Origin of the sequence: Beutenbergia cavernae DSM 12333 (genome assembly GCF_000023105.1) — a bacterium.
GTDB lineage: Bacteria > Actinomycetota > Actinomycetes > Actinomycetales > Beutenbergiaceae > Beutenbergia > Beutenbergia cavernae.
The window spans coordinates 200,733-220,807 of the sequence record NC_012669.1 but is presented as its reverse complement, the minus strand read 5'-3'; the positions used below and the strand labels follow the sequence as shown (position 1 = coordinate 220,807).

At 72.5% G+C, this 20,075-nt stretch carries 17 protein-coding genes; 12 read left to right on the top strand and 5 right to left on the bottom strand.

Features of this window, described 5'->3' with window-relative positions:
* Window positions 1-16: 16 nt before the first annotated feature.
* The gene (locus BCAV_RS01030; RefSeq protein ID WP_012725250.1) at window positions 17-1,168 is read left to right on the top strand and encodes an epoxide hydrolase family protein; all 1,152 of its coding nucleotides are present in this window, start codon (window positions 17-19) and stop codon (window positions 1,166-1,168) included.
* A 23-nt stretch (window positions 1,169-1,191) separates the two neighbouring features.
* Here the strand turns inward: BCAV_RS01030 and BCAV_RS01025 are convergent, their stop codons facing one another.
* Window positions 1,192-1,752, bottom strand: coding sequence for a dihydrofolate reductase family protein (locus BCAV_RS01025; RefSeq protein WP_012725249.1), 561 nt, complete (start codon window positions 1,750-1,752; stop codon window positions 1,192-1,194).
* An 88-nt stretch (window positions 1,753-1,840) separates the two neighbouring features.
* Here BCAV_RS01025 and BCAV_RS01020 point away from each other — a divergent pair, with 88 nt between their 5' ends.
* Genes BCAV_RS01020 through BCAV_RS01010 form a run of 3 tightly spaced genes read left to right on the top strand, consistent with a single transcriptional unit; the run spans window position 1,841 to window position 4,857 of the window.
* Window positions 1,841-2,755, top strand: a complete 915-nt coding sequence (locus BCAV_RS01020; RefSeq protein WP_012725248.1) for an alpha/beta fold hydrolase — start codon at window positions 1,841-1,843, stop codon at window positions 2,753-2,755.
* Between the two features lie 3 nt (window positions 2,756-2,758).
* Window positions 2,759-3,268 carry a winged helix-turn-helix transcriptional regulator gene (locus tag BCAV_RS01015; protein ID WP_012725247.1) on the top strand — a complete coding sequence of 170 codons (510 nt, stop codon included), beginning with the start codon at window positions 2,759-2,761 and terminating at the stop codon, window positions 3,266-3,268.
* Complete coding sequence (locus BCAV_RS01010) at window positions 3,265-4,857, top strand: serine hydrolase domain-containing protein (RefSeq protein WP_012725246.1); 1,593 nt, start codon at window positions 3,265-3,267, stop codon at window positions 4,855-4,857. Before BCAV_RS01015 ends, BCAV_RS01010 begins: the two co-directional genes overlap by 4 nt.
* A gap of 38 nt (window positions 4,858-4,895) precedes the next feature.
* On the opposite strand, the gene BCAV_RS01005 is transcribed toward BCAV_RS01010, so the two are convergent.
* Window positions 4,896-5,366 carry a GNAT family N-acetyltransferase gene (locus BCAV_RS01005; protein WP_012725245.1) on the bottom strand — a complete coding sequence of 157 codons (471 nt, stop codon included), beginning with the start codon at window positions 5,364-5,366 and terminating at the stop codon, window positions 4,896-4,898.
* Between the two features lie 182 nt (window positions 5,367-5,548).
* On the opposite strand from BCAV_RS01005, the gene BCAV_RS01000 reads away from it, so the two are divergent.
* Both BCAV_RS01000 and BCAV_RS00995 read left to right on the top strand, forming a co-directional pair.
* A complete protein-coding gene (locus tag BCAV_RS01000; RefSeq protein ID WP_012725244.1) occupies window positions 5,549-6,169 on the top strand; it encodes a DUF998 domain-containing protein in 621 nt (206 codons plus the stop codon).
* A 31-nt stretch (window positions 6,170-6,200) separates the two neighbouring features.
* Window positions 6,201-6,818 (top strand): pentapeptide repeat-containing protein, encoded by a 618-nt coding sequence (locus BCAV_RS00995; RefSeq protein WP_012725243.1) that lies wholly within the window; start codon window positions 6,201-6,203, stop codon window positions 6,816-6,818.
* A gap of 20 nt (window positions 6,819-6,838) precedes the next feature.
* On the opposite strand, the gene BCAV_RS00990 is transcribed toward BCAV_RS00995, so the two are convergent.
* Window positions 6,839-7,852, bottom strand: coding sequence for a zinc-dependent alcohol dehydrogenase (locus tag BCAV_RS00990; protein WP_012725242.1), 1,014 nt, complete (start codon window positions 7,850-7,852; stop codon window positions 6,839-6,841).
* 100 nt (window positions 7,853-7,952) lie between these two features.
* Between BCAV_RS00990 and BCAV_RS00985 the strand changes: the two genes are divergently transcribed.
* On the top strand, window positions 7,953-9,680 hold the full coding sequence (locus BCAV_RS00985; protein WP_012725241.1) for a dihydroxy-acid dehydratase: 1,728 nt from the start codon (window positions 7,953-7,955) through the stop codon (window positions 9,678-9,680).
* A gap of 327 nt (window positions 9,681-10,007) precedes the next feature.
* Here BCAV_RS00985 and arfA read toward each other — a convergent pair whose 3' ends face one another.
* The gene (gene arfA / locus BCAV_RS00980) at window positions 10,008-11,534 is read right to left on the bottom strand and encodes an arabinosylfuranosidase ArfA (protein WP_012725240.1); all 1,527 of its coding nucleotides are present in this window, start codon (window positions 11,532-11,534) and stop codon (window positions 10,008-10,010) included.
* 55 nt (window positions 11,535-11,589) lie between these two features.
* The gene (locus BCAV_RS00975) at window positions 11,590-13,194 is read right to left on the bottom strand and encodes an FAD-dependent oxidoreductase (protein ID WP_012725239.1); all 1,605 of its coding nucleotides are present in this window, start codon (window positions 13,192-13,194) and stop codon (window positions 11,590-11,592) included.
* Between the two features lie 144 nt (window positions 13,195-13,338).
* Here BCAV_RS00975 and BCAV_RS00970 point away from each other — a divergent pair, with 144 nt between their 5' ends.
* The 5 genes from BCAV_RS00970 to BCAV_RS00950 all read left to right on the top strand — a co-directional run bounded on the left by BCAV_RS00970 (window position 13,339) and on the right by BCAV_RS00950 (window position 20,021).
* Window positions 13,339-14,361, top strand: a complete 1,023-nt coding sequence (locus BCAV_RS00970) for a LacI family DNA-binding transcriptional regulator (protein ID WP_012725238.1) — start codon at window positions 13,339-13,341, stop codon at window positions 14,359-14,361.
* A 128-nt stretch (window positions 14,362-14,489) separates the two neighbouring features.
* Complete coding sequence (locus tag BCAV_RS00965; RefSeq protein WP_012725237.1) at window positions 14,490-15,824, top strand: ABC transporter substrate-binding protein; 1,335 nt, start codon at window positions 14,490-14,492, stop codon at window positions 15,822-15,824.
* Between the two features lie 2 nt (window positions 15,825-15,826).
* Entirely contained in the window at window positions 15,827-16,780 is a 954-nt protein-coding gene (locus BCAV_RS00960; RefSeq protein WP_012725236.1) for a carbohydrate ABC transporter permease, read from the top strand.
* A complete protein-coding gene (locus tag BCAV_RS00955) occupies window positions 16,770-17,723 on the top strand; it encodes a carbohydrate ABC transporter permease (protein ID WP_012725235.1) in 954 nt (317 codons plus the stop codon). The genes BCAV_RS00960 and BCAV_RS00955 overlap by 11 nt, the downstream gene beginning before the upstream one ends.
* A gap of 39 nt (window positions 17,724-17,762) precedes the next feature.
* The gene (locus BCAV_RS00950) at window positions 17,763-20,021 is read left to right on the top strand and encodes a hypothetical protein (RefSeq protein WP_012725234.1); all 2,259 of its coding nucleotides are present in this window, start codon (window positions 17,763-17,765) and stop codon (window positions 20,019-20,021) included.
* Window positions 20,022-20,075 lie beyond the last annotated feature (54 nt).

Here is a 20,075-nt window from a genome sequence, read left to right as displayed (position 1 = left end):
TCGGCAGGGTAGACCCATGACCGCCGACACGCAGATCCGCCCCTTCCACATCAACGTCCCGCAGGCCGACCTCGACGACCTGCGCGACCGACTGGCGCGCACCCGCTGGCCCGACGAGCTGCCCGGCGTCGGCTGGAGCTACGGCGTCCCCGTCACCTACCTCACGGGGCTGGCCGAGCACTGGCGGACCACCTACGACTGGCGCACGCACGAAGCGAGGCTCAACGCCTTCCCCCAGTTCACGACCACCATCGACGGGCAGAACATCCACTTCCTGCACGTCCGCTCGCCGGAGCCGGACGCCCTGCCGCTGATCCTCACGCACGGCTGGCCCGGTTCGGTCGTGGAGTTCATGAAGATCATCGGTCCGCTCACCGACCCCCGAGCCCACGGCGGCGACCCGGCCGACGCGTTCCACGTCGTGGCTCCGTCCATGCCCGGCTTCGGCTTCTCCGGGCCGACTCACGAGACCGGCTGGGACATGGCGCGGATCGCCCGCGCCTGGGCCGTGCTGATGGATCGGCTCGGCTACGAGCGGTACGGCGCCCAGGGCGGCGACACCGGCTCGGTCATCTCGCCGATGCTGGGCGGCATCGACTCCGTGCACGTCGTCGGCGTGCACGTCAACGGCAGTCTCGGCTTCCCCACCGGGGACCCGGCGGAGCTCGCCGCTCTCACCGAGGTCGAGCAGGCTCGGCTCGCCGCCCTGCACCAACAGATGCAGGACGGGACCGGGTACGCCGTCATCCAGTCGACGCGGCCGCAGACGCTGGGGTTCGGGCTTGCCGACTCGCCCTCGGGGCTGCTCGCCTGGATCGTGGAGAAGTTCAAGGAGTGGACGGACCCGGCGGCAGACCTCCCCGAGGACGCCGTCGACCTCGACCAGCTGCTCACCAACGTCAGCCTGTACTGGCTCACGGGCACGGCGACGTCGGCGGCTCGGCTCTACAAGGAGGGTCAGGCCAGCTGGGGACAGGAGGCCACGCGGTCCGAGGTGCCCTCCGGGGTGGCGGTGTTCCCCGGCGATGCCGGGATCCGCGTGGTCGCCGAGCGCGAGAACAACGTGGTCCACTGGTCGGAGTTCGAGCGCGGGGGCCACTTCCCGGCCATGGAGGTGCCCGACCTCCTGGTCGGCGACGTGCGCACGTTCTTCAGCGGCCTTCGCTGACCTGGTCCGGCGAGCGGCGCGACTCAGCGGCGCGGGACGTACCTCAGGTACACGGTGCCGCCGGCGAAGCGCCGCTCGTCGACGAGCTCGAGGTCGAGCCGGACGCCGTCGGGCAGGCCTCGCAGCCCGCCCCCGACGATCGTCGGCGCGACGTACATGTGGAACGTGTCGACGAGCCCGGCACGGATGGCGTGCGCCGCGAGGACGGGGCCGCCGATGCTCACGTCACGGTCGGCCGCGGCAACGAGCGAGCGGACGGCGTCCACGTCGAAGTCCCGCTCGAGTCGGGTGCGCGGCGCGTCGACGTTCTCGAGCGTCCGCGAGTAGACGACCTTGTCGGTGGCCTGCCACAGCTCGGTGAACTCCCGCTCGACGGCGGGCACGTCCTCGCCCGTGGACGCGGTGTCCCAGTACGTCATGAGCTCGTAGGTCCGCCGGCCGAGCAGGTACGTGCCGACGCCGCCCTCGGTCGCGTTCACGTGGGCGTGCAGCTCGGCGTCGGGCGCGGCGAAGTCGAAGTTCCCGTCGACGTCGGCGATGTAGCCGTCCAGGGATCCCACGGCCGTGTAGGTCAGCTGTGCCATCTCGCGTCCCTTCTCACGTTCCGGTTGCGTCGTCTCCGACCCTAGCTAGACTGATCTCACTTCGCAACCAGTTGCTGAAGGAGCAGGCATGAGCACGCGGATGACGGCGGATCGCGGCGCCAGCGCGCCGGGTCGCCAGGGCCGGGAGCGCGTCGCCGACGTGAACGACGTCCACCTGTGCCTCCAGTCGTTCGGCGACGACGCCGACGCCGCCCTCCTTCTCATCGCGGGCGCCACGTGGTCCATGGACTGGTGGGACGACGAGCTCTGCCGCCGACTCGCCGCGGGCGGGCGGCACGTCCTGCGGTACGACCAGCGCGACACCGGCCGCTCGTCGCACGACCCGGCCGGCGCCCCCACCTACACCGGGGCGGACCTGGTGCGTGACGCCGTCGGCATCCTCGACCACGAGGGGATCGACAGCGCCCACGTCATGGGGCTCTCCTCCGGGGGCGGCGTGGCGCAACACCTGGCGCTGACGGCGCCGCACCGGGTCGCGAGTCTCGTCCTGATCTCCACGAGTCCCGCCGTGCCCGCCGCGTCGGGCGAGCTCCGGCTGCCGCCTGCGTCGTCAGCCGTCCGGGAGACGTTCGACGACCCCCCGCCCGAACCTGACTGGTCGGATCCCGACGACGTCGCACGGTACGTCGTCGACGCCGAGCGCCCGTATGCCGGGTCGCTCGGGTTCGACGAGGCACGCGTGCGTGAGGTCGCCCGGCGGGTCGTCGAGCGCACGCTCGACGTCCGGGCGAGCCTCACGAACTTCTGGCTCGCGGCCGACGGCGAACCGGTGCCCGGCACCCTGGCCGACATCGCTGCCCCGACGCTGATCCTGCACGGCACGGCCGACCCGTGCTTCCCGTACGAGCACGCCGAGGCGCTCGCCCGCGAGATCCCGCACACGACGCTCGTCCCGCTCGAGGGCGGCGGGCACGAGATGCCGGCGGCCGTGTTCCACGACATCGTGGTCGAGGCCGTGCTGGCCCACACCAGGAGAGACTGAGCCGTGACCACCCCACGTTCCGGCTGCCCGATCAACCTCTCGCTCGAGGTGTTCGGCGACAAGTGGAGCCTGATCATCCTGCGCGACATGGTCTTCGGCGGTCGGCGGCACTTCCGCGAGCTCCTCACGGGGTCGATCGAGGGCATCGCCTCGAACGTGCTCGCCGCGCGGCTGAAGAAGCTCGTCGCGCTCGGCATGCTGACGAAGCGGGACGACCCGTCGCACAAGCAGAAGGCCATCTACAGCCTGACCGAGGCGTCGATCGAGCTCGTCCCGGTGATGGCGGCGCTCGGCACCTGGGGCAGCCGCTGGCTGCCCGTGAGCGAGGAGCTCTCGGTCCGCGCCACGACGCTCGCCGACGGCGGCCCCCAGGTGTGGGAGCGGTTCATGGTCGAGCTGCGCGAGGAGCACCTCGGCGTGCCGGCCGGCCCGCCGGCGGACGGGCGCACCGTGCGCGAGAAGCTTCAGGAGGCGTACCTCGCCGTCGTCGAGCGGGAACGACGCGGCGCGTGACGACGGACGACAAGGGGGCCGTCGTGCCACGAGACGTCGAGACCGTCGCGGCGGAGCTCGAGCAGCGCGTGCCGCGTCTGCTGGCCGAGCACGCGATCCCCGGGGTCGCGATCGGCGTCTGCGACGCGTCCCGCATCCTGTGGTCGGCCGGCTTCGGGACGACGACGGCGGACGGGTCGCAGCCGATCACCACCGACACCACGTTCGGCCTGCAGTCGGGCTCGAAGATGTATACGGCGACGGCGGTGCTGCGCGCCGTCGGCGACGGTCTCGTCGATCTCGATGCGCCGATCACCGACTATCTGCCCGACTTCCGCGTGCGGACCCGGTTCGAGCCGAACCCGGAGCGGCGCATCACGCTGCGGCACCTGCTCGCCCACACCGCAGGCTTCACCCACGAGGCGCCGGTGGGGAACAACTACGTGGTCGGGAACGCGAGCTTCGCCGCCCACTGCCGCAGCATCGGCGACACGTGGCTCCGCTTCGACGTCGGCCACCACCACGAGTACTCGAACCTCGGCTACGACCTCGCCGGCCACGTGCTCGAGCGCGTGAGCGGTGAGCCGTTCCACCGGCACCTCGAGCGGGCGCTGCTGGAGCCGCTCGGTCTCGCGCGCACCACCGCCGACGTCGCCACGCTCAAGGCCGACCGGGACCACGCGCTCGGGCACGGGACGTCGGCGCGGGTGCCGTTCCGGGTCCCGATGGTCCCGGCGGGCGGCGTCCACGCCAGCGTCGACGACGCCTGCCGCTTCGCGCAGCTCCACCTGCGCGGCGGCGCCGACCTGCTGCCGAGCGAGCTCGCCGAGGAGATGACGGCGGTCCCCGGCCACCCGGAGCGCGACCAGGGCTACGGCCTCGGCGTCGCGCTCATCCGCGTCGGCGACCTGGTCATCCGCGGCCACAGCGGCGGCGGCTTCGGCTTCCTGTCCGACATCTACTGGGCACCCGAGGCGGGGCTCGGCGTCGTCGTCCTCACCAACTCCACGAAGCACCCGCTCCAGTTCCGCCTCGCGACCGAGATCCTCCGGGACCTCACCGGGGCGGACCTGGCGCCGCGGCCGGCTGCCCCGACGGCGCACCCCGACGGCGGCCCGCGCCCGCCCGCGGCGATCGCGGGCGAGTACGTCGGCCGGGTCGGCACCCTCACGCTCGCGGTCGACGGCGACGGCGTGGTCGTGCGGTCGGGCGGGACCTCGCGCTCGGCGCGGCTCGTGACCCCGCACGAGCTCGCCGTCGACGGCGACTCGCCCCAGCGGTACGTGCTGCGCGACGTCGACGCCGACGGGCGGCCGGGCATGCTCGAGTCAGCGATCGACGGCCAGGTCCACCACCGCAACGATCCGCCGCCCGACGCGGAGCCGACGGCGTCCGGCCCGTGGAACCGCGACTACTCGATCCGGGACGGGACCGCCGTCACGCGCACGCGGCTGAGGCACGAGGGCGGCCTCGCGTCGATCGACTGGGAGGGTCACCGGCTGCAGCTCGAGCGGCACACGGACGACGTGTGGTTCTCGTCCACAGGAGAGGCTCTCGACCTCGCGTCCCAGCCGCCGACGTACGCGAACGTCCGGCTCCACCCCCGCTGAGCCTGCCGACGGCGCAGCGCACGAGGCGCGAGCCGGGGTCAGCCCGGCAGGTCCTTCCCGTAGGCGAGGAGCTGGAGGCCGGGCAGCGGCTCCCAGTCGCGGTCCGGCTCTCGTTCGTAGCCCTGCGCCAGGTACAGGCTGCGCGCGGCCGTCATCGCGGGGAGCGTCGAGAGCACCATCCGGTGCCCACGCACGGCCGCGCGCTGCTCGGCCTCCGCGAGCAGCGCCCGCCCGACGCCGCGTCCCCGCATCGCCGGGTCGACGGCGAACCCGCGGATCTCGATCTCGCCGGCCTCGCGCGCGACCTCGCTGTGCGCGCCGAAGTCCTCGAGCATGAGGGTGCCGACGACGGCGTCCCCGCTGCCGACGGCGACCAGCACCTGGCCGTGGCCGTCGCCGCCCAGCCCGCGCAGCTCCTCGACGTACTCCGGACTCGCGTCGAGCAGCCCGTCCACGCTGTACGCCGCCACGCGCAGCGCCCCCACGACGTCGAGCTCGCCGGCCGTCATGTCTCGCACGATCACCCGCCCAGCACACCACGCACCGCCGACGGCGTCACGTGCACGGCGGCTGAGCACGCCCCGCACCCCGGGGCGCCCCGGGCGTTCACCCATGACTTCCGGCACAGGTGCCCAGGCAGGGCGCCGGGCTACGGTCGACGCGACAGCCGCCGCCGCACCGGGAGCCCTCCGTGATCGACGCCCTGCTGACGTGCGGCGCCGTCGGGGCCGTCCTGTTCGTCGTCGTGTTCACGGTCGACGGCGCCACCCGCCCGGGCTACCGCCCCGCGGAGCACGCCGTGAGCGCGCTGGCGCTCGGGCCACGCGGCTGGATCCAGCGGTGGAACTTCGTGACCTCCGGCGCGGCAACGGCGGCCGGCGGCGTCGGCGTCGCGCTGGCCCTCGACGGCTTCCCGGGGCGAGCCACCGGAGTCGTGATCGCGGCGTTCGGCGTGGCGCTCGCGGCGTCCGGCGTGTGGTCGATGGACCCGATGCGCGACTACCCGCCGGGAGCGCCGGCGCACCCGACGACGTTCAGCCGTGCGCACGAGCGGCACGACCAGGCGGGCGCCGTCGTGTTCGCGGCGCTCCCGGTCGCGTGCGTCACGGCGGCGTTCGCGTACGCCGATGCGGTGCCGGCGTTCGCCATCGTCAGCGGCGTCGCTGCCGTGGGGCTCGGCGTGGCGTCGTACCGGTTCGGCGTGCTGTGGGAGCGGGAGAGCCGGCGCGTCGGCCTCGTCCAGCGGCTCTACATCGTGGCCGGGTGGGCGTGGGTCGCGGCGCTCTGCCTCGTCACGGTCACGATGCGCTGACGGCGTGGGTGGGCGGTGCTCTACTGCACGCATGGCGGAACGACGAGGCGGCTCACCCGATCCCGAGACCACGACCACCGTCCGCGGTGAGGACTGGTACGGCCGCGAGGTCGGCGCCGAGCAGTACGCCGGCGTCCGGTTCGTCGATGTCGACCTCACCGAGGCGTCCACGCGCGGCACGGTGTTCTCGGAGTGCGTCTTCTCCAACGTCGCGTTCAACGTGTCGCACCACGCCTCCACGGCGTTCGTGAACTGCACGTTCCGCCGCTGCAACTTCTTCGACGCGACGTTCACGGGCTGCAAGCTGGTGGGCGCGATGTTCGACGGGTGCAGCTTCGGGATCATGAAGGTGGACCGCGGCGACTGGTCGTTCGCCGGGTTCCCGGGCGCCGACCTCGAAGGGGTCGAGTTCACCGGCGTGCGGCTGCGCGAGTCCGACCTCACCCACGCGCGGTGCGCGCGCTCGGTGTTCGCGGGGTGCGACCTCTCGGGCTCGTGGCTGCACGGCGCCGACTTCACCGACGCCGACCTGCGGGGCAGCGCTCTCGGCGAGATCGATCCGCGGGTCGTCACGCTCCGCGGCGCCACGATCACCGCCGATCAGGCCATCGCGATCGCCGCGGGGCTCGGGCTCGTCGTCGACGTCTGAGACGGCAGACCGCCGGCGAGTCAGCGCCGCGGGTCGACGTGCAGCTTCGGCCCCGGCCCGGCGTCGTCCGGGCGCCAACCGCCCAGCACGTCGCCGGCCTCTCCGAGCCCCACCGTCGCCGCGACCAGCGGGCCGGGGTCGACGGCGCCGCTCGCGTACCGCTCGATCGCGCCGGCCAGCCCCGCCGACCCGCCGAGGATGCCGACGACCGTCAGGTCCCGCAGCGGCAGCTCGCGTGTGTCGAGCGTGCTCGGGGCGTCGGAGATCCCGATGAGCACGACCCGCCCGGCCGGCTCCACGAGCTCGACCGCCCGGCGCGGCACGTCGTGCCCCGTGGACGCGTCGATCACGGCCGCCCACGGCAGCTCGGGGAGCGACGCCGTCGTCCACGCCTGCGCGAAGCCGAGCGAGCGCGCGAAGGCGAGCGAGCGGTCGTCGACGCCGAGCAGGTGGACGTCGGCGCCCGCGTCCCGCGCGAACAGCGCCGCGAGGAGCCCGATCGTCCCGGGGCCGACCACGAGCAGCGGCTCCCCCGGTCCGGTCGCCGCGGCACGCACGGCGCGCAGCGCGTTCCCGCCGGGCTCCACCAGGGCGCCGACGACGTCGTCGACGGCGTCCGGCAAGCGGTGCAGCGCGTTCGCCGGCACGAGCAGCCGCTCGGCGAGCGCGCCGTGCCACCCGCCGCGGATCCCGATCTCGTACCGGTTCGCGCAGACGTGGTGCCGACCGGCGCGGCACCGCGCGCACGTCCCGCAGCCGAGCATCGTGTCGCCGGTGACGCGCCGACCCTCCAGGCCGCCGTCGACGCCGTCGCCCACCTCGCTCACGGTGCCGCACCACTCGTGGCCCGGCCGCAGCGGGTACGCGGCCTGGCCGTCGCGGAGGTAGGCCATGTCGCCGCTGAACAGCTCGAGGTCGGTGCCGCACACACCGACGCGGGCGACGTCGACGACCACCTGCCCCGGGCCGGCCACCGGCTCCCGGACGTCCTCGACCGCCCACGCGTGCGGGCCGGTGAGCACCAGAGCCTTCATGACCGCGGCCTGCCGTTCACGGGCTGGGCTCCTGGGGCGTCGGGGACGGTAACCGTGCCAACCTTAGGGCGCACGACTCCGGGAGCGAGGGACAGCGTCGATGAAGCAGCTGCGCAGCCAGCAGTGGTACGCCGGGCAGGGCCGGGACGCCTACATCCACCGTGCGTGGATGCGGCGAGGTCTGCCGAACGACGCGTTCGACGGCACCCACCCGCACGTCGCCATCGCGAACACCGCGTCGGACCTGTCGCCGTGCAACGCGCACCTCACCGAGGTCGCCCGCAGCGTGGCCGACGGCGTCCTGGCGGCCGGGGGCGTGCCGCTCGTCATGCCGGTGCCGTCGTTGGGCGAGACGCAGATGCGGCCCACGGCGATGCTCTGGCGGAACATGTCGGCGATGGCCGTGGAGGAGATGATCCGCGGCAACCCGATCGACGGCGTCGTCCTCCTCGGCGGGTGCGACAAGACGATCCCCGCGCTGCTCATGGGCGCGTCGTCCGTGGGACTGCCCGCCGTCGTCGTCCCCGGCGGCCCCATGCTCACCGGGACGTTCCAGGGAGTCGCGCTCGGCTGCGGGACGGACGTGTGGCGCCTCTCCGAGGAGGTGCGCGCCGGCACGCTGTCAGAGGAACAGTTCACGCGCAGCGAATCGGCGATGATCCGCAGCCGCGGGCACTGCAACACGATGGGCACGGCGTCGACCATGGGCCTCCTGGCCGAGGCGCTGGGCATGGTGCTCCCGGGCCTGGCCGGCACGCCCGCGCCGGACAGCCGGCTGCTCGAGGGCGCGCACGCGACCGGGCGGCTCGCCGTCGAGCTCGTCGCCGCGGACCGCGGCCCGGCCGACGTCCTCACGAAGGCCTCCTTCCACAACGCGATCGTGACGCTGGCCGCGATCGGCGGCTCGACGAACGCCGTCGTGCACCTGCTCGCCATCGCCGGGCGGCTCGGCATCGACCTCACCGTCGACGACTTCGACCGGATCGGCTCGCACGTGCCGCTGCTCGTCGACCTGCAGCCGGCGGGCCGCTTCCTCATGGACGACCTCTACCGGGCCGGCGGCCTGCACGCCGTGCTGCGCGAGGTGCGCGACCTGCTCGACCCGGCCGCGCTCACCGTCACCGGCAAGCCGCTGGTGGACTACCTCGACGACGCCGACGTGTGGGACCGCGAGGTCATCCGCACGATCGCCGAGCCGGTCCAGCCCGACGCCGGGATCGCCGTCCTGCGCGGGAACCTCGCCCCGGGCGGTGCGATCGTCAAGCCGGCCGCCGCGACGCCGGAGCTCCTGCAGCACACCGGCCGCGCCGTCGTCTTCGACTCGATCGAGGACCTGCACGCGCGGCTGGACGACCCGGACCTCGACGTCGACCCCTCGAGCGTGCTCGTGCTCCGCGGCTGCGGGCCGCGCGGGTACCCAGGCATGCCCGAGGTGTCGAACATGCCGATGCCGAAGAAGCTCGTCGAGGCGGGCGTCCGCGACATGGTGCGCATCTGCGACGGGCGGATGAGCGGGACCGCGTACGGGACGGTGGTGCTGCACGTGACGCCGGAGGCCGCGGCGGGCGGGCCGCTCGCCCGCATCCGGACGGGCGACCTCGTCCGCCTCGACGTGCCGGGGCGGCGGCTCGACGTCGTCGGTCCCGACGGTGCACCGGTCGAGCTGGACGCGCGCGAGCCCGCTCCGGCCGCGCTCGCCTCCTTCGCCGCGCCGGCGCGCGGCTGGGAGCGTCTGTACGTCGACCACGTGCAGCAGGCCGACACCGGAGCGGACCTCGACTTCCTCGTCGGCTCGAGCGGGCACCGGGTGGGCCGCGAGTCCCACTGAGGTCGAGGCGCCGTGGCCGGCGCCGGTCCAGGCAAGCCGTGCGGCGCGGGTCGGGCCGGCCTCTGTGTCGGCGCCGTACGTCACTGACCCGCTGGGTGGGTCACTGACGCAGTCCGACACCCACCACCTCCCCTACGTCACTGACCCGCTGGGTGGGTCACTGACGTAGTCCGGCACCCCCCACGCCGCGGCCTACGTCACTGATCCGCTGGGTGGATCAGTGACGTAGTCCGGCACCCCCCACGCCCCGGCCTACGTCACTGATCCGCTGGGTGGATCAGTGACGTAGGCGGCCGGCACCCACCCTCTCTCGACTGGGTTGGGCCGTCAGGCGGTCGTGACCTCGAGCTCGACGACGGCCCAGGACACGGGCGGCAGCCTCACGCGGACGGCGTCCCCGTCGGCGAGGACGCCGTCGAGCGGCCGCAGGCCGACCCGCTCCGGGTTCTCGACGTCGTTCGTCACGGTCCGGTCGCCGTCCGGGCCGGCCAGCACCTCGGCGCTCACGACACGCGTCACGTCCAGACCGCGCAGCACGAGCTCGACGGCAGCATCGGCGGCCAGATCCCGATTGGCGAGGAACAGGGCCACCCGCCCGCGTTCGGCGTCCCAGGTGGCGGCGGCGTCGACGACGTCGACCTCGCCGTGCTTCTCCGTCTCCGCGCGCTCGCTCGTCACCGCCGTGCGCAGGATCGCCCCGCGTGCCAGGGCCGCGGTCCGGGCGAACGGCCAGAAGGTCGCCTGCCGCCACGCCGGGCCACCTTCCTCGCTCCGGATGGGGCCCAGGACGTTCACGAGGATGGCCTGGTTCGCGACGGTCACGCGGTCGCCGTGGCGCAACAGGGAATGCAGCAGGGTGCCGACGACGACGGCGTCCGTCACGTCGTATGTGTGCTCGGCGATCGGTGGGTGCTCGGGCCAGTCGGCCGGAACGTCGGCCGGAGCGTCGTCGCCGGCGGGCGGGTGGAGCACGTTCCACTCGTCGAACGAGAGGTTGACGACCTTGCGGTGCTTGCCCCGGGCGCGCTCCGCGTCGACCGTCGCGACCACGCCGTCGATGAACCGGTCCATGTCGACCCCGGAGGCGAGATAGCTCGCCGCGTCACCGTCGCTCTCGCCGTAGTACGCGTGCAGCGAGATGTAGTCGACCTCCGAGTAGGCGTGGCGCAGCACGACCCGCTCCCAGTCGCCGAACGTCGGCATCCCGCGCCCGGAGCTGCCGACCGCGACGAGCTCCAGCCCGGGATCCACCCACCGCATCGCCTTCGCCGTCTCCACCGCGAGGTGCCCGTACTCCTCCGCCGTCTTGTGCCCGATCTGCCACGGCCCGTCCATCTCGTTCCCCAGACACCACAGCGATATGCCGAACGGCTCCTCCGCCCCGTTCGCACGGCGCAGGTCCGACAGCGCCGTGCCACCCGGATGGTTCGCGTACTCCACGAGGCGCCGCGCCTCGTCCACGCCGCGCGTGCCGAGGTTCACCGCCTCCATCACCTCCACGTCCGCCGTCCCCGCCCACGCGACGAACTCGTGCAGCCCGAACGCGTTCGTCTCCACCGAGTGCCACGCCGCGTCCAGCCGCCGCGGCCGCTGATCGACAGGCCCGACGCCGTCCTCCCAGTCATACCCGGACACGAAGTTCCCACCCGGGTAGCGCACCACCGTGACCCCCAGCTCCCTGGTCAGGTCCAGCACGTCCTGCCGGAACCCCTCCGGCGTCGCGGTCGGGTGCCCCGGCTCATAGATCCCCGAGTACACACACCGCCCCATGTGCTCCACGAAGCTCCCGAACAAGCGCCGCGGTACCAGACCGACGGTGAAATCCCGATCGACCGTGATACGGGCCGTGACCATGCGGGCTCCTCGAACGTCGCCGGATCAGCTCAGGGGGTGCCGAGCGTTCGCGCCGTCACCAGCGCTTGGTCTCATCCCATCGCAGCTGAACCCCGCAGGCGGTGAGCACGCGCTGGAAGGCGGCCACGCCGTCGTCGTCCCCGGCGACGGCGTGCGGCTCCGTCCCGGTGTCGAGACAGTGCGCCGCGAGCGCGCCGACCGCCTCGCCGATGCTCCACTCCACCGGATGCAGCCGGTAGCACCCGTTCGTGATCTGCGTGGTCCCGATGTTCTTGCACGCCGGGAGCAGGTTCCGCACGCGCTGGGGGATGAGGGAACGCAGCGGGATCTCGAACGGGTGCGGGGTGCCACCCGGAGAGGTGCCGCGCACCGTGGTCGCGTGCCGGTCGATCCAGTAGTAGTGCCCGACGCCGACCGTGTCCGGGTAGCGCTCGGCACCGCCGTCGCCGCGGAACGCGGTGGAGACCTCCTGCTCGACGATCGTCTTCAGCGCCAGGATCCGGCGCGACTCGCGGATGTAGGGGTACATGGCGAAGCCGTCGTCGGTGCCGGCGACGTCGCCCCGGAGGCGCATCCCCGGCCAGCCGGTCCCGCCGTCGGCCCGCGGCGCGTCCGTCTGCAGCCAGTAGAGGAGGGAGCGGCTCAGCGCCTTCGCCCCGTCCCAGTGCTGCTGGGCATCCGGCACACCGAAGAGCGCCCCGCCCACGTAGTCGTTCATCGGCCAGTTCACGACGACGACGTCGCTGCGGTAGAAGCCCGGCGTGAAGTTCCGTCGCGCTGCGATGCGCCGGTAGTTCCACAGCTCGGGCGCCAGGCCCATGTTCCGGTGGTCGAGGTCGATCTCGTCGTCGTCCAGATTCGGGGTGAACGCCCACCTCCGGCCCGGGCTGCCGTCGGCCTTCACCGGGTCGCCCCATCCCAGGATGTGGCGTCCGCCGAGCTGCGGCGGGCGCAGGTCACGCCAGTAGGCGTAGTCATCCGGGCGCTCGATCGTGTGGTCCTCGCCCTCGAGGTGGTCGATCGCGAAGCACCAGCTCACGCCCTGCATGTCGGTGGGGTCGGCGGTGTCGGCGGCGCCCGGCTCGCCGGTCTGCTCCCGGGACTCCCGGCCCGACCTGTGCTCGACGCCGCCCAGCTCCAGCAGATCGCCGAGCTCCGTCGCGTCGAGGTAGTACGGCGCCGTGATCGAAGTCAGCTCACCCGACGCCGAACGGACGACGACGCCCGTCACGAGGTCGCCGTCCGTCGCCACCTCGACCGGCTCGGTCTCCATGAGCACGACGAGGCGGTCGGAGCTGCGGTACGGCGCGAGCAGGTCGTCGATGACGGCGACGGCGACGCGCGGGTCGAGGCTGACCGGGCTGACCCACGCGTGGCCGGGGTTGAGGTGCGGGTCTGCTCGTGCCGCGTCGGTGAGCGGGTAGTGCCGGCGGTAGTACTCGCGCAGCGCATCCCGGAAATCGCGGTACGAACGGTTCGCGCCGTCGTCCTCGATGTACCGGTGCTCGTCGCTGGGCACGAGCTGGCTCGTCAGCTGCCCGCCCAGCCACCGGGTCGGATCCGTGATGACCACCCGGCGGCCCGCTTGCAGCGCGGCCAGCGCGGCCGAGACGCCGCCGAGCCCTCCACCGATGACGGCTACGTCTGCCCGAAGCTCCACGTCGAACCCACTTCCTCGTCGAATGCCTGTGCGATGCTTCCCGACGATGCGGGGCCGGGCACCTGCCCGACAACGCTACACGGGTTTTCGTAGAATTCTTCGGTAGACTTGCGGCCCGAGGACGCGCACAGAGAGGAGCCGATCATGGCGGATCGGTCGACGAGACGGAAGAAGCCCTCTCTTGCCGAGGTCGCGGAGATCGCCGGGGTCTCGATCTCGACCGTGTCGAAGGTCGCGAACGGCAGCGTCGACGTCTCCGACGTGACGCGCGAGCGGGTCGAGCGGATCCTGTCCGAGCGCGGGTACGTCGCCACGAAGAAGCGCCGCGGCTCGCTCATGCCCGTGGCGATCCTGGCCCGCGACATGCACTCGCCGTACACGCTCGACGTCATCCGGGGCGCCGTCGACGCCGCCGGGCCGGTGCAGGTCGACGTCACCGTCGCGCGGCATCCGGACGACGCCGCCGACCTGCGCTGGATCGACGAGATCCACGCCGCGGGGCGTCGGGGCATCATCGCGATCACGTCGATGCTCGACGAGGCCCAGCGCGCCCGCGTCGCCCACCACGGGCTCGCGCTCGTGGTCATCGACGCCGTGAACAACCCCGACGAGGCGACGTTCAGCGTGGGCGCCACGAACTGGGCGGGCGGCCTCGGGGCGACCGAGCACCTGCTCGACCTGGGTCATCGCGACGTGGCGATGCTCTCGGGCCTGCCGCAGACCATGGCCAGCCGGGCCCGGGTCTCCGGGTACCGCGCGGCGCTCAACGGGTTCGAGGGCGACCACGCGCCCGCCCGCGTGCTCCCCGGCGACTTCACGTACGACTCGGGACTCGAGCTCGGGGCGCAGCTGCTGGCCGGGAAAGCGCGGCCGACGGCGATCTTCGCGGCCTCGGACTTCCAGGCGCTCGGCGTGCTGGAGGCCGCGCGGCGTGCGGGGCTGCGCGTGCCCGAGGACCTCAGCGTCGTGGGGTTCGACGACCTGATCATGGCGCAGATGTCCTCGCCGCAGCTCACGTCGGTCCGGCAGCCGCTGGAGCAGATGGGCGCGACAGCGGTCGAGACGATCGTGGCGCTGCTCGGGGGTGCGACCGGCCGACCGCACCACACCGAGCTCGCGACGCGCCTCGTCGTGCGCGGCTCCACGGCGCCTCCGCCGGAGCGGTGAAGAGCGCCTCCGCGCGGCGCGAAAATTCTTCCGAACTTCTCTAGACAGTTTCGGGGCGGCGACGTACAGTCGCAGCCAGCAGGAGAACGACCTGCTTCCTGAACACCGCTGTCGGGAGGACCTGGACGATGACGTCACCGTTCACGCAGGACATGAAGCACCCCACGATCCGCCGCAGGGCCCTGGTCGTCGGCGCCGCCCTCAGCGCCGGCGCGCTGGTGCTGACCGCGTGCGGCAGCGGCGGCGACGGTGGCGGAGGCGATGCCGACGGTCCCGTCGACCTCCGCATGGTCATGTGGAGCGCGAACGAGGGCCACCACGCGATCTTCGAGGAGATCGCGGACGCGTACATCGAGGCCAACCCCGACCTCGTGAGCAGCGTGACGTTCGAGCCGATCACCGGCGGGGACTACGTCGGCGCCCTCACCACGCAGATCGCCGGCGGCGACGCCCCGGACCTGGCGTGGGTGACCGAGGCCTACGCGGCGCAGTTCGTCGACGCCGGCGTCTTCTCGGACGTCACGGCGACGTTCACGGACACGTCCGGGTACGAGTTCGACGACCTGCTCCCGGGCGCGATGGAGCTGTGGTCGGCCGACGACAACGTGTACGGCTACCCGTTCTCCAACAGCCCGTTCGGCATCTACGTGAACTCCGACCTCCTCGCCGCGGCCGGACAGCCCGACCCGCGGGAGCTCCTCGCGAGCGGCGAGTGGACGTGGGACGCGGTGCTGGAGATCGCCGGCGCGACTGCCGAGAGCCAGGGCGTGGCCGGCTTCCAGGCCCCCGCCGACCCGTACACCCAGTGGAACGACGCGCTCGGTGCGATGTGGCTCTCGTGGGGTGCCGCCCCGTGGAGCGAGGACGGGACGCAGTGCACGATGAGCTCGCCGGAGATGGTGGAGTTCTTCGACTGGTTCCACACCCAGGTGTTCGACAACGGCGCCGTGCCCGGCCCGGGCGAGGAGTTCGACTTCGCATCCGGCCAGGTCGCGGTCCGGATGTCCCAGCTCAGCGCGTCCACCGCTCTCGGCGAGGACTTCGCCTGGGACTTCCTGCCGCTCCCCGAGGGGCCGGCCGGCACCGTGCCCGTCGTGGGCCAGGGCGGCGTGGGCGTCGTGTCGCAGGGTGACAACCCCGAGATCGCCGCGGACTTCCTCGCCTACTTCACGAACCCGGAGAGCTCCGAGCTCCTCGCCCAGTACTTCCCGCCCCCGCGGGCGTCCCTGCTGAACGTCGAGACCCTGTCGGCGGCGGCCCCCGCGCTGACCGAGGAGCAGATCCAGGGCACGGTCATCGACCAGGCGCTCGACGCCGTCACGAAGGTCGGTCACCCGAAGATGAGCGAGATCAACGACCCGGTGCGGGTGGACCTCGACGCGCTCTGGGTCCCGGACGGCGACGCCCAGACGGTGCTGGACCAGGTCTGCGCGACCCTCGAGCCGATCATCGCCGGCAGCTAGGAATGACCGCCGACGTCGGGCGGGTGGCGGACCAGCTGGCCCGCCACCCGCGCCGCGGTTCGAGCGGGCCGGCGTCGCGCCGCCTCGCCCGCCTCGACGCCGTCATCGGGCTGTCCTTCGTCGCACCGGTGGTGATCGGCGTCGTCGCGCTCGGCCTCGTGCCGTTCGGCTTCGTCATCTGGTACGCCCTGCACGACTGGAGCCCGCTCATCGGGGAGTTCACGTGGACGGGCACGGAGAACTTCACGCGCCTGTTCGCCGATGCGGCGGTGTGGGAGGCGTTCGGGACGACGCTGAAGTTCGCCGCGCTCCTCATGGTGCTGAACATCTGCCTCGCGATGGCGCTGGCGCTGCTCCTCAACACGAAGCTGCGCGGCACGACGACGTTCCGCACGTTCTTCTTCTCGCCCGTCATCGTCTCGACGGTCGCGTGGGTGCTCGTGTGGAACTACCTCGTGGCCGCGAACGGCGGGGTCAACGGGTTCCTCGCGATGATCGGGATCCAGGGCCCGAACTGGCTGCGCGATCCCGCGTGGGCGCTCGTCACGCTCGTCGTCATCCAGGTGTTCAAGGGCGTCGGCATGAACATGATCCTGTTCCTCGCCGCGCTGCAGAACGTGCCGGGCGACCTCAAGGAGGCGGCGCGGATCGACGGCGCCAGCCCGACCCGGGTGTTCCGCTCGATCACGCTGCCGCTCATCACGCCGACGATCCTGCTCGTCACGATGATCACGATGATCGGCGCCATGGACGTCTTCGCGCCGATCCAGATCATGACGCAGGGCGGGCCCGGAAGGTCGACCACCGTCATCTCCTACCTGCTGTACAAGACCGCGTTCGAGCAGCAGGACTTCGGCTACGCGTCGGCGATCGGCGTCGCGTTGTTCGTGGTCGTCCTGGTGTTCGCGGCGCTCCAGTGGGGCAGCCGGAAGAAGTGGGTGCACGATGAGGTCTGAGGCGACGACGGCGACGCTCGCCGCCAGGGACGGCGTCGGTCTCGCCTCCCGCCGCACGGGCGACGACGCGGAATCAGGCGCTCGGGGGCCGGAGTCGACACGTGCGCGCCGCCGCGGCACCGTGACGAAGGTCGTGCTGTACGCGCTCCTGGTCGTCCTGTCCGTGCCGTTCGTCTACCCGACGATCTGGATGGTCTTCTCGGCGTTCAAGCCCGCTGACGAGATCTTCGCCCTGCCGCCGACGATCCTGCCCCGCGAGTGGACGCTCGACGGCGTGTCGAAGATCTTCACCGTCACGCCGTTCGCGCAGCAGTACCTGAACTCGCTGTACATCGCGACGCGCGTCACCGTCGGCTCGATCATCGTCTGCGCGCTCGCAGGCTACGCGTTCGCACGCATCCGGTTCCCGTTCGCCGGCAAGATCTTCCTCGTCCTCATGGCCGGGATGATGGTGCCGGGCGAAGTCACGATCATCCCGATCTTCCGCTGGGTCGCCGAGCTCGGCCTCATGGACACGCACTGGCCGCTCATCATCGTGCCGATCTTCGGCCCGGCGGCGATCGTCGGCGTCTTCATCTTCCGCCAGTTCTTCCTGTCGCTGCCCACGGAGCTCGAGGAGGCGGGGCGGCTCGACGGGCTGGGGCGTCTCGGGATCTTCGCCCGGATCGCGTTCCCGCTCGCGGGTCCGGCGATCGCCGCCGTCGCGATCATGAAGTTCCTCGCGTCGTTCAACATGTACTTCGAGCCGCTGATCTTCCTGCGCAGCGAGCACCTCTTCACCGTCTCGCTCGGTCTCACGCGGTACCAGGACGCGTACGGCGAGCCGATCTACAACACGCAGATCGGCGCGACGGCGCTCACCGTCATCCCGATCCTCATCGTCTTCCTGTTCGCCCAGCGTCAGTTCGTGGAAGGACTCTCCCGCACCGGGCTCAAGGGCTGAGCGCCCACCGCACGTCTCGTCAGAGAAACGGAGTCACCGATGACCAGCTCGACCTCACGCGCCGCCGTCGCCCTCCCGCCCCTCAGCCGCCGCGGCTTCCTCGGTGGAGTGGGCGCCGCCTCCCTGGCGACGTTCGCCGCCCAGGGCCTCGCGGCCCCGTCCGCGTTCGCGACGTCGGAGGGCACGGTGCTGCCCCTCGTGGCGGCGCTGCCCGACGGCGAGCCCGACCGCACCCTGTTCGCCCCCAACGAGCAGGTGTTCGCCGCCTACCTGATGATCCTCGCGCCGCTCGCGAACAGCGTGATCGACGACGACGAGGAGCTGTTCGGGTGGATGGAGGACGGGTGGCAGCGCCTCCCGAACGAGCCGTTCAACGCGCGCATCATGGAGCACGTCGCCACGCTGTCGTGGTTCTACGCCCACCAGCGCGAGTGGAACCCGTACTACCTCGACGCGAACCTGCTGGGGCGCCTGGACGCCGCCCTGACCTACTACCTGAAGATCCAGCACGACGACGGCTCCTGGCCGGAGTACCGGTGGGACGAGCACGGCCTCGCGCCGACGGGGTTCGGCACCGTCGCGCTCTCGGCGGCGCTCCGGGACCTGCTCGCCACGAACGCCCTGCCGGAGCGCCGTGCGGAGATCGAGGCGGCGATCCGGGCCAGCTCCGCGTGGCTCGTCGACACGTCGCGGCCGCACTGGACGTTCCCGGTGCAGTTCGTGAACCAGGTGGTCGCCGGGCTGGCAGGCGTCGCCCAGGCGTCGGCGGTGCTCGCCGACCCGGACATCGCGGCGTCGCTCGCCGACCGGTGCGCGCTGCTGCTCGAGCACGGCCAGGCGCCGGCCGGGTTCTTCAACGAGCCGCGCTCCTACGACGCCGGCTACAACTTCACGGTGATGCTGCCGGACCTCGGGCACATCTACGAGCAGACGCAGGACCCGTCGGTCGTGGAGCTGACGCGGCGCTGGGCCGAGTGGTTCGGGTACGTCGTCGTCCTGGAACCGGGCGAGACGCGCGGCTTCTACGTCGGGGCGTTCAGCGCCCGCAACGCGTCGGCTGCGTTCGAGACGTCTCCGGTGGACGACCTCGACCGCGGCGCGCTCGGCCGTGTCTTCCTCCCCCTCGTCCCGGCCCTCGGGTCCTTCTACGCCACGGCGGAGGAGAAGGTCGCCTCACGTGCCGCGTGGACGGCGTCGCCCGACCCCGTCGAGCCGCGCGAGAAGCAGGACAGCTCGGCGCGGCTCTACATGCACGTGCCGCTCGCGCCGGACGGGGTGAGCGCGGCCGAGCGGGACGCGCAGGTCGCGCAGCTGCCGTACCTGCGAGCCGCCACCTTCACCCAGGTGCGCGAGGGGACGCTCGACCAGCACTTCGTGTTCGCTCGACGGCCCGGGTACTACCTCGCCGCCATGTACGGGGTCCGCCCGTACGCACGGCAGCGCACGGGCACCGCGCACCTGTGGCACCCGGCGGCCGGAACGGTCGTCGCCGCGGGGAACAACGTCGCCGACGACGCCTGGACCACGATCACGGCGGCCGGCGTCTCGTCGGCGCTGAGCGCCGTCGTCGCCACGCACCACGAGGGTCCGGACGCGACCGGCGAGCCGATCGCGCGGCCCGACCTGCACGCGCACGAGGGCGTCTTCACCACGCGGTACGTGACCGCCGACGGCGTGATCACCACCGACGTCGCGCACTGGCCCGGCGGGATCCGCCGCTCGGTCGACGCGGGCGGGCCGGCGACCGAGCAGATCCCGCTCGTCGTCCGCGCCGACGACGTGCTGGCCTTCTCGGACGGGACGTCGGTGACGCCCGGGACGACGGCGAGCGCGACGGCGTCGAGCCTCACGCTCACCCGCGGCGGGACCCGGTTCGTGATCGGCTGGGGCGAGGAGCTCCCGGTGACGCTGACGGCGACGGACCGGACGTTCTTCGCCGACGCCTCGCGCCGGCACCACGTCCTCACCGTCGCGCACGCCGGCTCGATCACCACCGAGGTCACGGCCGTCGACCTCGCTCACGCCGACGGCCGGGTCTCGTTCGGTGCGGCTGCGCAGGTGACGCCCGGCCGCGGCGGGCGTGGACAGCTCGCCACGCACGTCGTGAACACGGACGACGTCGCGGTGGACGTGCGGCTCGTCTCGGCAGCGGGCGCCGTCACGTACCGCGACGTCGCACCGGGTTCCTCCGTGTACGACCTGCGCGAGGCGCGCGTGCCGGTGCGCTCGGTGGTCGCCGTCGTCACGACGCGCGACGGCGGCCTCCCGCGCGTCGCCGTCCGGCGCCTGGCCGTGTGACGCGCCGGAGGGTGAGGCCAGGATGGAGGTCCGGGACGTGAGCACCGAGGCACA